The sequence below is a fragment of the Xanthomonas arboricola pv. juglandis genome (genome assembly GCF_001013475.1).
GTDB classification, from domain to species: Bacteria; Pseudomonadota; Gammaproteobacteria; order Xanthomonadales; family Xanthomonadaceae; genus Xanthomonas; species Xanthomonas arboricola.
Genome location: NZ_JZEF01000001.1, coordinates 1,084,378 through 1,098,999 on the forward strand (window position 1 = coordinate 1,084,378; position 14,622 = coordinate 1,098,999).

The window sequence follows — 14,622 nt, forward strand, 5'->3', positions numbered from 1 at the left end:
CCGGCCATCACCTGCATCTACGAACGACGCCATCCGGCGTCGTTCGTCGTTTGCGGCCTCGCTGGTCGAGAACGCCGTGCTGTTGGGGTGATCGACACGGCAGGCCGCTTTGCCAACTGCGCACTCTGGTGCCGGCCAGTGGTGCGCGCCTGCCGCTAGAATCCTCGGCATGAGCCAGCCTGCCGAATCCAGCGAACTGATCAACGTGGTGGCCCTGCTGGGCGCTGCCGTGGTCGCCATCCCGGTGTTTCGACGTCTGGGCCTGGGCTCGGTGCTGGGTTACCTGGCCGCGGGTCTGGCGATCGGTCCGTTCGGCCTGGGCCTGTTCGATGACCCGCAGGCGATCCTGCACGTGGCTGAGTTGGGCGTGGTGATGTTCCTGTTCGTGATCGGGCTGGAAATGCGGTCGTCCCACCTGTGGAGCCTGCGCAAGGAGATCTTCGGCCTGGGGACGCTGCAGATCGCAGTGTGCGCGCTGGTGCTGACCGGCATCGGCCTGTTGCTCGGCTTCGCGCCGCCGGTGGCATTCGTGGCCGCATCCGGCTTCGTGCTGACCTCCACGGCGGTGGTGATGCAGTTGCTGGCAGAGCGGGGCGATGTCGCCTTGCCGCCGGGCCAGAAGATCGTGGCGATCCTGTTGTTCGAGGACCTGTTGATCGTGCCGCTGCTGGCGATCGTGGCCTGGATGGGCGCCAGCGGCGACCCGCAGGCGGCCACGCAGCGCTGGCAGGACATCGGCATCGGTCTGGCCTGCATCGTTGGCCTGGTGGTGGCGGGGCGCTGGCTGCTCAATCCCTTGTTCCGCATCCTGGCCGCGTCTAAGGCGCGCGAGGTGATGACGGCGGCGGCCTTGCTGGTGGTGCTGGGCGCGGCGCTGCTGATGCAGGTCGGCGGGCTGTCGATGGCGATGGGCGCGTTTCTGGCCGGTGTGCTGCTGTCCGAATCCACCTTCCGGCATCAGATCGAGGCGGATATCGAGCCGTTCCGCGGCATCCTGCTGGGGCTGTTCTTCCTGGGCGTCGGCATGAGCCTGGACCTGCATGTGGTTGCGGCCGACTGGCGGCTGATCGTAGCCGGTCTGCTGGCCCTGATGCTCGGCAAGGGCGCGTGCATCTACGCCGTGGCGCGGCTGATGCGCAGCGACCATCGCCAGGCGATGGATCGTGGCGTGCTGATGGCGCAGGGCGGCGAGTTCGCCTTCGTGCTGTTCGCGGCGGCATCGGCCTCCGGCGTCATCGACGCGCAGGTCAACGCCAGCCTGACGGCGATCGTGGTGTTGTCGATGGCGCTGACGCCGCTGTTCGTGCTGTTGCAGCGACGGCTGACGCCGGCCGCCCAGCCGACGCTGGAAGGCGTGGAAGCCGTCAGTGGCCAGACCGGCAGCGTGCTGATCATCGGGTTCGGGCGCTTCGGGCAGGTTGCCAGCCAGTCACTGCTGGCGCGCGATGTGGATGTGACCATCATCGATAACGACATCGAGATGATCCAGAGCGCAGAACAGTTCGGTTTCAAGATCTACTACGGCGACGGCACCCGGCTCGATGTGCTGCATGCCTCCGGTGCGCACAGCGCCCGCGCGATCGCGGTGTGCATCGACAACCGCGAGGCGGCCAAATCGCATCGTCGAGCTGGCAACGCGCGAGTTCCCGCACGCCAGGTTGCTGGTGCGTTCGTTCGACCGTGAGCACTCATTGCAGTTGGTCGCTGCCGGGGTGGACTACCAGATTCGCGAGACCTTCGAGTCGGCGGTGGCGTTCGGGCAGGCGGCCCTGGTCGAGCTGGGCGTGGACGAGGACGAGGCTGTCACCATCGCGCGCGAGATCCGGCGGCGCGATGCCGAGCGGTTCGAACTGGAGATTGCGGCCGGCAATACGCGTGCCGGTGCGGTGGCAGGGCTGATGTACGGCAATCTCACGCCCACCGTGCCCAAGCCCACGCCGTTCACCCCGCCGCGGCGGGAGAGCCGCACGCTCAATCCCGATGCGGTGCCGCAGGCCACTCAGCCCGAAGCCGTGACCCGCGACTGAGTCGTGTGCGGCTGGCGAGCACCGAAGCGGGTTCGGCGCTGGGATTGCCTCGGCTGGTCGAGAAAAAACCTGGGGTGATAGAACGGCCGGCACCAAGCTGCCGGCCTGAGCTGACAAGTCGGCCGGCTCAGCCGTGCCGGCGTTGAGCGGCCGCGAAGGCTTCCAGTTGCTCGGGCGTGGCGTCTTTCTGGTGCTGCTGTTTCCAGTCGGCAAACGGCATGCCGTACACCGCTTCGCGCGCCTGCTCCTTGCTCATCGGCTGGCCGTGCGCTTCGGCGGCTTCGCGGTACCAGTCGCCCAGGCAGTTGCGGCAGAAGCCGGCCAGGATCATCAGATCGATGTTCTGCACATCCGGGCGCTGCTGGTTGAGATGCTGCAACAGACGGCGAAATGCGGCCGCTTCGATGGACGTGGTGATGGAATCGGGTGTCGAGGTGGTGTCGGTCATGACGGAATCGGGGACAATAGACGGCCTTCGACTCTACACCTGACGCCCCATGACCGTTTCCGCGCCAGCTGCCTCTGCTCCGGCCCGCCTTCTCGATGGTCGCCGCATCGCCGAGGAATTGCTCGACGGGCTGAAGCTGCGCGTGGATGCGCGCCTGGCTGCCGGCAAGACGCGCCCCGGGCTGGCGGTGGTGCTGGTGGGTGGCGACCCGGCCTCGTCGGTGTATGTGCGCAACAAGCGGCGTGCGGCGGAAAAGGTCGGCATCGAGGCCTTCGATTACGACTTGCCGCAGGGCACCAGCGAGGCGGAGTTGGCGCGGCTGATCGACCAGCTCAATGCCGATCCCAAGATCCACGGCATCCTGATCCAGCTGCCGCTGCCGGGCATCCACGATGCCAATCGCCTGATCCAGCGCATCGATCCGCGCAAGGACGTCGACGGCTTCCATCCGCAGAATGTCGGGCACCTGGCGCTGCGCGAGTTCGGCCTGCGTCCGTGCACGCCGCGCGGCATCGTGACCTTGCTGGGCCACACCGATCAGCCGGTGCGCGGCCGCAACGCGACCATCGTGGGCGTGAGCAATCACGTCGGCCGGCCGATGGGCCTGGAGCTGCTGATCGCCGGTTGCACGGTCACCAGCTGCCACAAGTTCACCCCGCCCGAGGTGCTGGAAGCCAGCGTGCGCAATGCCGACATCCTGGTGGTGGCGGTCGGTCGCCCGGGCCTGATTCCGGGCGAATGGATCAAGCCGGGCGCAGTGGTGATCGATGTCGGCATCAATCGGCTGGACGACGGCCGCCTGGTCGGCGATGTCGGTTTCGACGCAGCGGTGCAACGTGCGGCCTGGATCACGCCGGTGCCGGGTGGAGTCGGGCCGATGACGGTCGCCACGCTGATGCAGAACACCCTGGAAGCGGCCGACGCGGCCGGCTGAGGCGCGCGTAACGCTGCATTGCAGTCGCGTTGTGTCTTCGTGAAGGCTTTCAGGGTAAAATGCCGCGCTTCCCCAAACTCGGGTCCGCCGATGCTCCGCATCCAGGCTGAAGCTCTCACCTACGACGACGTTTCCCTCGTCCCCGCTCATTCGATCGTCCTGCCCAAGGACGTCAGCCTGGAAACCCGGCTGACCCGCGATCTGCGCCTGAAGCTGCCGATTCTCTCGGCCGCGATGGACACAGTGACCGAGCACCGCCTGGCGGTGGCCATGGCCCAGCTGGGCGGCATCGGCATCATCCACAAGAATCTGACCCCTGCGCAGCAGGCCGGCGAAGTCGCCCGGGTCAAGAAATTCGAATCCGGCGTGATCACCGAGCCGTTCACGGTGAGCCCGGACACGACCATCGGCGAGGTGCTCAAGCTGACCCGCGCGCGCAACATCTCCGGCGTGCCGGTGGTGGATGGCAGCGAACTGGTCGGCATCGTCACCAGCCGCGACATGCGCTTCGAGAAGAAGCTCGACGATCCGGTCCGCCATATCATGACCAAGAAGGATCGCCTGATCACCGTGCGCGAAGGCGCCAGTGACGAGGAAGTGCTGGAGCTGCTGCATCGCAACCGCATCGAAAAGATCCTGGTGGTCAACGACAGCTTCGAGCTGCGCGGCCTGATCACGGTCAAGGACATCCAGAAGAAGACCGACAACCCCAACGCGGCCAAGGACGGGTCCACGCGCCTGCTGGTCGGCGCGGCGGTCGGCGTGGGCGGCGACACCGAGCAGCGCATCGAACTGCTGGCTGCGGCCGGCGTGGACGTGGTCATCGTCGATACCGCGCACGGCCATTCGCAGGGCGTGATCGATCGCGTGGCCTGGGTCAAGAAGGCGTATCCGCAGCTGCAGGTGATCGGCGGCAACATCGTCACCGGCGATGCCGCGCTGGCATTGATGGACGCCGGCGCCGATGCGGTCAAGGTCGGCGTGGGCCCCGGGTCGATCTGCACCACGCGCGTGGTCGCCGGTGTCGGCGTGCCGCAGATCACCGCGGTGGACATGGTCGCCGAGGCGCTGCAGGACCGCATTCCGCTGATCGCCGATGGCGGCATCCGCTACTCGGGCGACATCGGCAAGGCGCTGGTCGCCGGCGCCTCCACGGTGATGGTCGGCGGCCTGTTCGCCGGCACCGAGGAAGCCCCGGGCGAGGTCGAGCTGTTCCAGGGCCGCAGCTACAAGAGCTACCGCGGCATGGGCAGCCTGGGCGCGATGGAGAAGGGGTCCAAGGACCGCTATTTCCAGGATTCCAGCGATGCCGACAAGCTGGTGCCGGAAGGCATCGAAGGGCGCGTGCCGTATCGCGGCCCGGTCGGTGGCATCGTCCATCAGCTGATCGGCGGCCTGCGCGCCACGATGGGCTATGTGGGCTGCGCGACCATCGAGGAAATGCGCACCAAGCCGAAGTTCGTCACCATCACCGGTGCCGGTCAGCGCGAGAGCCATGTCCACGACGTGCAGATCACCAAGGAACCGCCGAATTACCGCATGGGCTGATGCCTCTGCGTGAATGGGGAATCGGGAGTCGGAATCGATGAACCAGCGTCTGCGCCGCTTTGCCCATTCCCGATTCCCCGTTCCCGATTCCCGGCGCCAATGACCAACATCCACAGCGACAAGATCCTCATCCTCGATTTCGGCGCGCAGTACACCCAGCTGATTGCGCGGCGTATCCGCGAGATCGGGGTGTATTGCGAGATCTGGGCCTGGGATCATGACCCGGCCGAGATCGCCGGTTTCGGCGCCAAGGGCATCATCCTGTCCGGTGGTCCGGAGTCGACCACCTTGCCGGGTGCGCCGGTCGCGCCGCAGGAAGTGTTCGACAGCGGCTTGCCGGTGTTCGGCATCTGCTACGGCATGCAGACGCTGGCTGCGCAGCTGGGTGGTGCGACCGAGGCGGCGGACCAGCGCGAATTCGGTCATGCCGAAGTCGATGTGGTGGCCGCCGATGCCTTGTTCGCAGGGCTGACCGATCATGCCGGCGCATCGCGTCTCAATGTGTGGATGAGCCACGGCGACCACGTGTCGCAGGTGCCGCCGGGCTTCACCGTCACCGCGGTGACCGACCGCATTCCGGTGGCGGCGATGTCCAACGAGGACAAGCGCTGGTACGGCGTGCAGTTTCATCCCGAGGTCACCCACACGCTGCAGGGCCAGACCTTGCTGCGCCGCTTCGTGGTCGATGTCTGCGGCTGCCAGACGCTGTGGACGGCGGCCAACATCATCGACGACCAGATCGCGCGCGTGCGCGAGCAGGTGGGCGATGACGAAGTGATCCTGGGCCTGTCCGGCGGCGTCGATTCGTCGGTGGTCGCCGCGCTGTTGCACAAGGCGATCGGCGACAAGCTGACCTGCGTGTTCGTCGATACCGGCCTGCTGCGCTGGCAGGAAGGCGACCAGGTGATGGCGATGTTCGCCGAGCACATGGGCGTGAAGGTGATCCGCGTCAATGCGGCCGACCGCTATTTCGCCAAGCTCGAAGGCGTCAGCGACCCGGAAGCCAAGCGCAAGATCATCGGCAACCTGTTCGTGGATATCTTCGACGAGGAATCCAACAAGCTGGCCAATGCCAAGTGGCTGGCGCAGGGCACGATCTATCCGGACGTGATCGAGTCGGCCGGCAGCAAGACCGGCAAGGCCCACGTGATCAAGAGTCACCACAACGTCGGTGGCCTGCCCGAGCACATGAAACTGGGCCTGGTCGAGCCGTTGCGCGAATTGTTCAAGGACGAAGTGCGCCGCCTCGGTGTCGAACTCGGCCTGCCGCGCACGATGGTGTACCGCCATCCGTTCCCGGGCCCGGGCCTGGGCGTGCGCATCCTGGGCGAAGTGAAGCGCGAATACGCCGAATTGCTGGCCAAGGCCGATGCGATCTTCATCGATGAACTGCGCAAGGCCGATCTGTACGACACCACCAGCCAGGCGTTTGCGGTGTTCCTGCCGGTCAAGTCGGTCGGCGTGGTCGGCGATGCACGCGCCTACGAATGGGTGATCGCACTGCGCGCAGTGGAGACCATCGACTTCATGACCGCGCACTGGGCGCACCTGCCGTACGATTTCCTCGGCACGGTGAGCAACCGCATCATCAACGAACTGCGCGGCGTCTCGCGCGTGGTCTACGACATCTCCGGCAAGCCGCCGGCGACCATTGAGTGGGAGTGACGGAGCGTCTTTCGGAGGCTATCGCCAGGTATCGGTAGAAGTGACTTAACTTGTTGATTTTAAATGTATAAGTTGAGTTCTCTATCGGTGGCTATCGCCGGCCAGCAGAACGGGTCGGCGACAGAACTGACGGTAAGCCCCCGGAGGTCGGATCCAGACCTTCCTGTTTACTATTGAGACCGAACCGGTCTTTGACGGTAAAAAACTCCTGAGGAAAGCTTGTTTCATGCGGCTTTCCGAGCATCAACGGGTCTCCAGGTCCCTGACGGTAAAAGCCGTCACGAACAGGAGGAACCCCCTCAATGCTCACAGACACAGCACTGCGCAATCTCAAGCCTAAGTCCAAGATTTATAAGGTTTTTGACCGCGATGGCATGTACGTGGCGGTATCTACCGCCGGTACCATCACCTTCCGCTACGACTACCGTCTCAACGGGCGCCGCGAGACACTCACGCTCGGACGGTACGGGCCGGCCGGCATGTCGCTGGCCATGGCGCGCGAGCGGCTGCTGGACGCCAAGCGCTCGGTCGATCAGGGCCTTTCCCCGGCGCTGGAGAAGCAGCGGGCCAAGCGGCGACTGACGGCCGCCAGGACCTTCGGCGAGATGACGGCACGCTGGTTGGCCGATGCCCGCATGGCTGACAGCACGCGGGCGATGCGCAAGCACATCATCGACCGCGACATCCTGCCGGTCTTTGAGAATCGCAAGCTGAAGGAAGTCACCCCCGACGACCTCCGGGCGCTGTGCAACAAGGTGAAGGCGCGCGGCGCGCCGGCCACGGCCATCCATGTCCGCGACATCGTGAAGCAGGTCTATGCCTTCGCCATCCTGCATGGCGAGCGGCTCGCCAACCCGGCCGACGACGTAAAGGCGGCGTCGATCGCGACCTTCGTTCCCAAGGACCGGGCGCTCTCGCCAGCCGAGATCCGGCTGGCCTTCCACCAACTGGAGACCATCGCGTCTTATCCGACCATCCGGTTGGCCTTGCGCCTGATCCTGCTGACGATGGTGCGCAAGAGCGAACTGGTCGAGGCGACCTGGAACGAGGTGGATTTCGAGAACGCCACCTGGACGATCCCGAAAGTACGAATGAAAGGGCGCAAGCCGCACGTGGTCTATCTGTCGCGGCAGGCAATGGACATTTTCGTGGCTTTGCACACCTGCGCGGCGGGCTCGCGATTCGTGCTGCCGTCGCGCTACGACCCCGATCGGTGCATGTCGCATGCAACGCTCAACCGGGTGACGCAGCTCATTGGGTCGCGCGCGAAGGAAGCCGGGTTGCCGCTGGGGCCATTCACGGTGCACGACCTGCGACGCACCGCGTCCACGCTGCTCAACGAGGTGGGTTTCAACGGGGACTGGATCGAGAAGTGCCTGGCGCACGAGGAGGGCAGCAGGTCTTCGCGCTCGGTCTACAACAAGGCCGAGTACGCCGGGGACCTTGACTGGGATCACTTCTGGTAGGTTGCCAGAGGTTTGTATTTATCCTGAAAAGATCACTCTGGATGATCTTTTCCTTCCTTCGCCAAACTTATCGTCCTTGTGGCGGTTTATAAATATGATATTTTGAGCACTATGGATGCTCAAAATTCGGGAAAACTGAACCGATTGCTGGCCGAACTGGGCGATACGCGCCTTGTGTCCAGCCGCTGGCTGCGCGCGCATGACTACTCCAACAGCCTGGTTGCGCGCTATGTGGGCAGCGGCTGGCTGGTGTCGCCGGCGCGTGGCGTGTACATGCGCGCCGGCGGGCGGCTGCAATGGGATGGGGTGGTCCGCAGCTTGCAGGTCGGGGAGGGCGTGCCGCTACATGTCGGAGGGCGTTTCGCACTGGCCTTGCAAGGGCACGAGCACTACTTGCGTTTGGGCGATGCCGGGACGATCACGCTTTACGGGCCGGCGCCTCCGCCGGGCTGGGTCGACAAACTGTCCATGGAGCAGCGCTTCGAGTACCAGGGCAGGGGGCCGTTCGACCTGTCGGCCGTGCCCGTCACGGCGGAAGTCTCCGAGAAGGCGCTGTCCGAGGCGGGCTTGGCCTGGCATTCCGCTGCGCCTGGTGTCGATGCCCTGGTGTGCGCGACGCCCGAGCGGGCCATGCTGGAGCTGTGCGATGGCGTATCGGAGGCGGCAGGAGTCTACGAGGCCGATGCGCTGATGCAGGCCATGACCACACTGCGACCACAGCGCGTCGCTCTGCTGCTGCGCCACTGCCGCAGCATCAAGGCCAAGCGGCTGTTCCTGGCACTGGCCGATCGCCATCGGCATGCGTGGCTGGCGCATGTGCCGCTGGATGGCGTCGATCTGGGCCGGGGCAAGCGTGCGCTGGTGCCCGGCGGGCGCCTGCATCCGACCTACCAGATCACCTTGCCGGGAGACCTCGATGAGCACCTGGCTTGATCGGTGGGACCGGCGCTACACCGACCGGGTGCGGCTGCTGGTCGAGATCCTGCCGGTGCTGGCCCAGGAGCCGCGCTTCGCGCTCAAGGGCGGCACCGCCATCAACCTGTTCGAGCATGACCTGCCGCGTCTGTCGGTGGACATCGACCTGGCCTGGCTGCCGGTGCACGACTACGCCGAGGATGCGAAGCTGATCGCCGAAGCACTCGGACGACTGGCCGACGCGATGCGCGCTCGGCCTTTGCAATTGCAGGTGCAAGCTTCAGCGGGCGAAGGCGGGGCGGTCACCCGGCTGGTGGCCAGTCGCGGCCGCGCGCGCGTGCAGATCGAGACGACGCCGGTGATGCGCGGGACGGTGCATCCGGGGCGGGCCATGGTCGTGCGCCCGAAGGTGGAGGAGGCGTTCGGCTTCGCCGAAGTGCAGGTACTGGATTTCGCCGACCTGTATGCCGGAAAGCTGGCAGCGGCACTGTCGCGGCAGCATCCGCGTGATCTGTTCGACGTGGGCCTGCTGCTGGAGGATGAACGAGCGGATGCTGGTCTCTGGCGGACCTTTCTCGTGTACCTGACATGCAGCCCCAAGCCGGCGTGGGAGATGCTGACACCTCGCGTACCTGCGGATTTCGAGGCCACCTTCGAGGCTCACTTCAAGGGCATGACGTCTGAGCCCATTGAAGCGGCGGCCTTGCTGGAGAGCCGCAAACGTCTGTTGTCGCGCGTGGCGCATTGGCTGGACGAGCCGTCGAGCGCCTTTCTGCAATCGGTCGAGGATGAGCAGCCGGATTTCGGGTTGATCGGCCTTGGCCATGCGGCCGATCTGCCCGGGGTGCGGCGCAAGCTGCACAACCTGGCACAGCGCACGGCCGCCAAACGCGCGGCGGATCGTGGTCAGTTGGCGGACGTGCTGGCGCGCATCAAGGCGCGCTGACGCAGCGGGTAATACAAAGGCGATGGGGTGATCGCGATGGCTCACGATTTCACATTGGTCTATGCGCTGAATCCTGAGCTGGATTCGCAGGATGAGGTCCTGCGCCGGCTGGCCGGCAGCGATTGTGCCGACGCCACGGTGGGCTGGGGGCGGCCTGGACATATCGCGCTGGCCTTCAGCCGGGAGGCACGGGACCGAGATGTGGCGGTCACGCTTGCTGCGGCTCAGATGGCACAAGTGCTGGCCGGGGCAGAACTGGTCAAGGTGGACGCCGGGTAGTCGCCGTGGACGCCAGATGGCGGTTTCATCGAACAGGGCGGTGCCGACGCAGCCTCACGTCCGGGCCGGCCGATGTGTCGGCCTCTGCTGATCGCGAGGCTTGCTTGCGGCTTTCTATCCAGGCTTCGACTTCTTCCAGATCCCAGACCACGCAGCGCGGCGTTAGCCGGAAGCGCCGGGGAAACTCGCCGCGCTGCTCCATTTCGTAGATGGTGGTTTCCGCCAAGGGCACGATCTGATGCAGTTCGCGGCGGCGGATCGTGCGACGAAAGGGGAGCGGTGATCCCTGCGGGAACTGCGGAAGCTCGGCGTACCGCTCAGTCCCAGGATGGGCCAGGGAAGCTGTGTGTTGTGCAGAGGTCCTGATTGGTTCCGAGTCGGCAGCCATCGTCCAGATTCCATGTGTTCGCAATGAACGTCATGGTGGCTATCGGTGGCGATTGCGACAACCTGCTGAAGCAAGGCCGGGCGTAGGAAAGGAGCATCCCGGCGTTCCGCCGTCGGGCTCGCAGGCTGCGCCCCGCGCCTCTGCGAGTCGCGGCCATCCGGCTTTGATCCCTGATGCCTTCGGCCTGGATCGCTGATCCGGGCCGGTAATCCCCCCGCGAAGTAGCAGACGCCAGAAGTGGAATTTTCTCGTATCCTTTTCCGAGGAGGTTCCATGAAGACATCCCGCTTCACCGACAGCCAGATCATCGCCGTACTCAAGCAGTCCGAGGCTGGCACGCCGGTGCCGCAGTTGTGCCGCGAGCACGGCATCAGTTCGGCCACGTTTTACAAGTGGCGCAGCAAGTTTGGCGGCATGGATGCGTCGCTGATGTCCCAGCTCAAGGAGCTGCAGGACGAGAACCGGCGCCTGAAGAAGATGTACGCCGACGCCCAGCTCAGTGCCGACCTGCTGAAGGAGGCGATGGCAAAAAAATGGTGAGGCCATCTCAACGTCGGGAGATGGCCCGAACAGCGGTCGAAGTCGGACGCACGAACATCCGGCACGCCTGCCAGACCTTCGAGGTGAGCGAGACCTGCTATCGGTATCAGGCCAAGGCGTGGGACGAGAACGCCCGGATCGCGGACTGGCTGGTGCGATTGACGACGACGTATCGCGATTGGGGCTTTGGCCTTTGCTTCCTGTACCTGCGCAACGTGAAGGCCTTTGGCTGGAACCACAAGCGGGTGTACCGGATCTACCGGGAGTTGGAGTTGAACCTGCGGATCAAACCGAAGAAGCGACTGGTACGCCAGAAGCCCGAACCGCTGGCGGTACCGGAATCGATCAACAAGGTCTGGTCGATGGACTTCATGCACGAGCAGTTGGCCGATGGTCGCAGCTTCCGGTTGTTCAATGTCCTGGATGACTTCAATCGCGAGGGGCTGGCGATCGAGGTGGACCTGTCGCTGCCATCGGCCCGGGTGATCCGATCGTTGGAGCAGGTCATCGAGTGGCGCGGCACGCCGCGCGTCATTCGCTGCGATAACGGGCCCGAATACATCAGCGCAGCACTGCTGGCGTGGGCGCAACGCAACGGCATTCGCATTGAGCACATCCAGCCGGGCAAGCCGCAGCAGAACGCCTACGTCGAACGCTACAACCGCACCGTCCGCTACGCCTGGCTGGCCACAACCTTGTTCGACACCATCGAGCAAGTGCAGGACAAGGCCACGCGCTGGCTATGGACTTACAACCATGAGCGCCCCAACATGGCGCTCGGCGGCATCACGCCAGCGATGAAACTGGCGATGGCTGCATAACTCCACTTCTGCAGTCCGCTAAAAGCGGGGGGATTACCGCCTGGCGACGCTCAGCCAATGACCCATGCGCGCGCGGACGCCCTAGTGGGACACGATCCGGTCTATCTCGATGATCGGTTTCTCCAGAAATACGAACAGAGCGTTTTCTACGACTCGACACCGGCCTATGTTTGGGAGCAGTGGTACTGTAGTCCGTCATACAGAGGGCAGTGGGCTTTTACTGAATGTAGGCGGGTAGGAAGAAATCTAATTCAGGTGCCGATGCGTGAGTTGTACAAGCCAAAGCCGGATCGCGAGATCGTGCACGCTAGATCATTTGCAGTCGATCCGGCAGACTTAGCGCATGTGGATCTGGATGAAGAGCATGTGGTCGCCAAAGTGCAGCGGCTGCTCGATGCGCTTCTACGGTTGGGTGACGGCCTTTCCGCACTCGGCACAATCGTGGGACTGAACAAGTCGCCGGTAGAGCTGATTGGCTTTGATCGTGCAGAGGTAGCGGCCAATGGTTGGTTGGCCTATCCAGCTCTCGGTCGGTTGGCTCAGGTTGCACCATTGAACATGACGCAGCAGATGTTCCTGGCACGCTGCAAAAGCTTGCACGAGTTGTGGCAGGGTGTTCCGAACGGATACCTCAAGTCATTATTGGAGCGCGCTGGGTGTCCGAGAGTGGCTGTCAAGGAGGTCGGGAGCATCAAGCTGCTGCAAGCGCTTCTTAACGAAAGGTTGAATACTCATGAGGAGGCAAGCGATGCCTTTGCCTCAGATCGAGAACCCGAAGGTTGGAAAGATCACAATGAAGCTATGGCTCCCTTGTTCTTAAACAACGATCTCAGAATCGCCGACGCGCACGAAACCGTAGAACAGTGCCTGACGACCTTGCGGCAGCTTGGTTTCGATACAGCGAATGTCAACGCTGGCTATGGACGAGCGCTCGATTTCGTCATCGATGGCGTCATCACGGCCTTGGGGAAAGTAGCCACTGAAATCGAGACTCTTTTCGACCCAGGTAAGTGAATCGCTTGCTCGTTGTAGATGCGGCAAGCGTAGGGTTTGCGGTATGCTTTGAGCTGATTGATGATGGTGTCGCCAACGTCGTCGCCCCGCAAGTCGCTCCATTTCCCGCGCCATCAAAAGGTGTGCGTTTCTGACGGTAAGAGCGACGGTAGAGGCCCTTGTCGATCACTGAAAATCCCTTAAGCCACGCGGGTCTGCGTGGCTTGTTGATGATCGAGTGGGCGGGTAGGGTCCCAGCGTAAGTCGTCGCGCTATGGCGTGGATCATCAGGTTGGCGCAAATCATCGGTGAATCGGAGTAATCCGGTGGAGGTCAATCAGTTTTCTGCCGGACCCGGTATGCGTAGATCCTCAATCAGAATGGTCGCTACGGCTTCCTCTGCGATGGCAGTGCCACAGTTCTGCATTGCGGTTGCGAGATGAATATCCCAGTCGGCGTTGACAGGTATGGCACCAAGTTCATGCCTCACGCGTGTGGTGGAACTAGCGGCAGCTTCGTAATCTTGGGTGCTCATTCGCCAAGGATTTGCATTCCAGGTGCGGATCACGAAGTTCGCGATGCCGATGCCGGGCCAATCGAAGTCTCCGTGATAGAGCAGCTTTGCGCCGGCGGCCTGCAATTGATCTAGCAGGATACGTTGCGCAGCCGATGGCATGCCATCCGTGCAGACCAGTGGAGCGCAGCTGGCGCCCAACTGATCGGCTGCGATGGCGAGGACGTTGGGGTTCTCGCAGACATGGACGACGCGATCGGCGACGGACCAGATCTTGCTGGCTCGAAGTAATTGCCGCAGCGAAATGTACGACGGTTCGCCTGGATGCCCTAGCGCTCCTTGGGAGGTGGCCACCGGCAAATTGAGGAAGAGTGCGGGCCTGGCCAATTCGTTGACCAGGATGCCAGCACGTGCCCAGATGTCGCGTTGACGCTCCTCCGTGCCTTCTCCCTTTGGAGCATCTTCTGGATCCTCCCCGGTTTCGTGGTTTGTTGGGTGTTGCCGCTCGTAATGCCGCCAAGCGGCGAGTACGAGGGTGGCCACCGGTCGCCCAGCGTCGAGGGCATGGGCGTCGCCGAGCAGGCTGGCTGCCAATTGTGCGCGGGGTTGCCCCTGCGCTGGAAGAGCGCGCAGCACGCTGTCGGCGGCGTTCAATAATGGCATGGCATTTTCCGGGGCACGACTCAGGCGCTTGAGCAGCGGCGGGGCTGACGATGTGTTCAACCAATCCTGCAGCAGCGGGCACGCATCGATCGAGTCGGTCGCGGCGGCCCAGCGTGCCTGCAGTTCCAGGCGCTGCCGCGTCTTGTCGACGATGGGACCGTCTAGGCGTTCCAGCGCGTCGCGCAGTGAGTTCGCTAGGCCGGCTTCGCGCAATGCCGTGTCCAGTTGGCGGATGTCCAGGGTGATCGAGCGCGCGGGTCGTAAGGGTCTGCCGGTCATCTGGCAGAGCGCTTGGTGCGCGTCGGGGGCGAGTCGGTCCAGCCGCAGTGTCGATGCGGTGGCATTGGGGCCGATGCGCTCGAAGTATCGGCGCAGCCGCTGGCGCAGTGGGGCGAGGGCATCGTCGCCCAGCAGGCGTTGCAAGCGCGGATCGGAGGGGAGCGTGGCGTCGGCGCGCATGCAGCTCGGGTTCAAG

Annotated in this window: 12 protein-coding genes and 1 pseudogene; 10 read left to right on the top strand and 3 right to left on the bottom strand. The window is 64.1% G+C overall.

All coding sequences use genetic code 11. From position 1 onward, the window contains the following. The first annotated feature begins 169 nt into the window (after positions 1 to 169). A pseudogene (locus XARJCFBP2528_RS04360) lies at positions 170 to 2,027 on the top strand (monovalent cation:proton antiporter-2 (CPA2) family protein). Positions 2,028 to 2,154: 127 nt separating this feature from the next. On the opposite strand, the gene XARJCFBP2528_RS04365 reads toward XARJCFBP2528_RS04360, so the two are convergent. Beyond that, the gene (locus XARJCFBP2528_RS04365; RefSeq protein WP_016903543.1) at positions 2,155 to 2,475 is read right to left on the bottom strand and encodes a DUF1244 domain-containing protein; all 321 of its coding nucleotides are present in this window, start codon (positions 2,473 to 2,475) and stop codon (positions 2,155 to 2,157) included. Between the two features lie 49 nt (positions 2,476 to 2,524). Here XARJCFBP2528_RS04365 and folD point away from each other — a divergent pair, with 49 nt between their 5' ends. The 7 genes from folD (at position 2,525) to XARJCFBP2528_RS04400 (ending at position 10,228) form a co-directional block, all read left to right on the top strand. Beyond that, positions 2,525 to 3,409: a bifunctional methylenetetrahydrofolate dehydrogenase/methenyltetrahydrofolate cyclohydrolase FolD gene (gene folD, locus XARJCFBP2528_RS04370; RefSeq protein WP_026064586.1), complete on the top strand. Its 885-nt coding sequence runs from the start codon at positions 2,525 to 2,527 to the stop codon at positions 3,407 to 3,409. Positions 3,410 to 3,499: 90 nt separating this feature from the next. Next, entirely contained in the window at positions 3,500 to 4,957 is a 1,458-nt protein-coding gene (gene guaB / locus XARJCFBP2528_RS04375; protein ID WP_016903541.1) for an IMP dehydrogenase, read from the top strand. A gap of 99 nt (positions 4,958 to 5,056) precedes the next feature. Continuing rightward, complete coding sequence (gene guaA, locus XARJCFBP2528_RS04380) at positions 5,057 to 6,622, top strand: glutamine-hydrolyzing GMP synthase (RefSeq protein ID WP_016903540.1); 1,566 nt, start codon at positions 5,057 to 5,059, stop codon at positions 6,620 to 6,622. 302 nt (positions 6,623 to 6,924) lie between these two features. Continuing rightward, positions 6,925 to 8,088: a tyrosine-type recombinase/integrase gene (locus tag XARJCFBP2528_RS04385; protein WP_016903539.1), complete on the top strand. Its 1,164-nt coding sequence runs from the start codon at positions 6,925 to 6,927 to the stop codon at positions 8,086 to 8,088. A 111-nt stretch (positions 8,089 to 8,199) separates the two neighbouring features. Next, positions 8,200 to 9,021 (top strand): type IV toxin-antitoxin system AbiEi family antitoxin domain-containing protein, encoded by an 822-nt coding sequence (locus tag XARJCFBP2528_RS04390; protein WP_026064585.1) that lies wholly within the window; start codon positions 8,200 to 8,202, stop codon positions 9,019 to 9,021. After that, complete coding sequence (locus XARJCFBP2528_RS04395; protein ID WP_016903537.1) at positions 9,005 to 9,949, top strand: nucleotidyl transferase AbiEii/AbiGii toxin family protein; 945 nt, start codon at positions 9,005 to 9,007, stop codon at positions 9,947 to 9,949. Before XARJCFBP2528_RS04390 ends, XARJCFBP2528_RS04395 begins: the two co-directional genes overlap by 17 nt. Positions 9,950 to 9,985: 36 nt before the next feature. Further along, the gene (locus XARJCFBP2528_RS04400; RefSeq protein ID WP_016903536.1) at positions 9,986 to 10,228 is read left to right on the top strand and encodes an autophagy-related protein 101; all 243 of its coding nucleotides are present in this window, start codon (positions 9,986 to 9,988) and stop codon (positions 10,226 to 10,228) included. A 25-nt stretch (positions 10,229 to 10,253) separates the two neighbouring features. Here XARJCFBP2528_RS04400 and XARJCFBP2528_RS22045 read toward each other — a convergent pair whose 3' ends face one another. Continuing rightward, positions 10,254 to 10,616, bottom strand: a complete 363-nt coding sequence (locus tag XARJCFBP2528_RS22045) for a helix-turn-helix transcriptional regulator (protein WP_016903535.1) — start codon at positions 10,614 to 10,616, stop codon at positions 10,254 to 10,256. A 273-nt stretch (positions 10,617 to 10,889) separates the two neighbouring features. On the opposite strand from XARJCFBP2528_RS22045, the gene XARJCFBP2528_RS04415 reads away from it, so the two are divergent. After that, positions 10,890 to 11,977 (top strand): IS3 family transposase gene (locus XARJCFBP2528_RS04415; protein WP_232618404.1). Its coding sequence is split into 2 segments (ribosomal slippage): positions 10,890 to 11,142 and positions 11,142 to 11,977, totalling 1,089 coding nucleotides; the frame shifts between segments, so codons are not numbered across the junction. A gap of 261 nt (positions 11,978 to 12,238) precedes the next feature. Next, positions 12,239 to 12,991, top strand: coding sequence for a hypothetical protein (locus XARJCFBP2528_RS04420; RefSeq protein WP_230673835.1), 753 nt, complete (start codon positions 12,239 to 12,241; stop codon positions 12,989 to 12,991). A 316-nt stretch (positions 12,992 to 13,307) separates the two neighbouring features. Here the strand turns inward: XARJCFBP2528_RS04420 and XARJCFBP2528_RS04425 are convergent, their stop codons facing one another. Next, positions 13,308 to 14,606 (bottom strand): TIGR02679 family protein, encoded by a 1,299-nt coding sequence (locus XARJCFBP2528_RS04425; RefSeq protein WP_026064922.1) that lies wholly within the window; start codon positions 14,604 to 14,606, stop codon positions 13,308 to 13,310. Between the last annotated feature and the right edge of the window lie 16 nt (positions 14,607 to 14,622).

Excerpts from the sequence above, each read along its gene's own strand:
- XARJCFBP2528_RS04365 (WP_016903543.1), bottom strand. The coding sequence starts at position 2,475 with ATGACCGACACCACCTCGACACCCGATTCCATCACCACGTCCATCGAA.
- folD (WP_026064586.1), top strand. The coding sequence starts at position 2,525 with ATGACCGTTTCCGCGCCAGCTGCCTCTGCTCCGGCCCGCCTTCTCGAT.
- guaB (WP_016903541.1), top strand. The coding sequence starts at position 3,500 with ATGCTCCGCATCCAGGCTGAAGCTCTCACCTACGACGACGTTTCCCTC.
- guaA (WP_016903540.1), top strand. The coding sequence starts at position 5,057 with ATGACCAACATCCACAGCGACAAGATCCTCATCCTCGATTTCGGCGCG.
- XARJCFBP2528_RS04385 (WP_016903539.1), top strand. The coding sequence starts at position 6,925 with ATGCTCACAGACACAGCACTGCGCAATCTCAAGCCTAAGTCCAAGATT.
- XARJCFBP2528_RS04390 (WP_026064585.1), top strand. The coding sequence starts at position 8,200 with ATGGATGCTCAAAATTCGGGAAAACTGAACCGATTGCTGGCCGAACTG.
- XARJCFBP2528_RS04395 (WP_016903537.1), top strand. The coding sequence starts at position 9,005 with ATGAGCACCTGGCTTGATCGGTGGGACCGGCGCTACACCGACCGGGTG.
- XARJCFBP2528_RS04400 (WP_016903536.1), top strand. The coding sequence starts at position 9,986 with ATGGCTCACGATTTCACATTGGTCTATGCGCTGAATCCTGAGCTGGAT.
- XARJCFBP2528_RS22045 (WP_016903535.1), bottom strand. The coding sequence starts at position 10,616 with ATGGCTGCCGACTCGGAACCAATCAGGACCTCTGCACAACACACAGCT.
- XARJCFBP2528_RS04420 (WP_230673835.1), top strand. The coding sequence starts at position 12,239 with ATGCGTGAGTTGTACAAGCCAAAGCCGGATCGCGAGATCGTGCACGCT.
- XARJCFBP2528_RS04425 (WP_026064922.1), bottom strand. The coding sequence starts at position 14,606 with ATGCGCGCCGACGCCACGCTCCCCTCCGATCCGCGCTTGCAACGCCTG.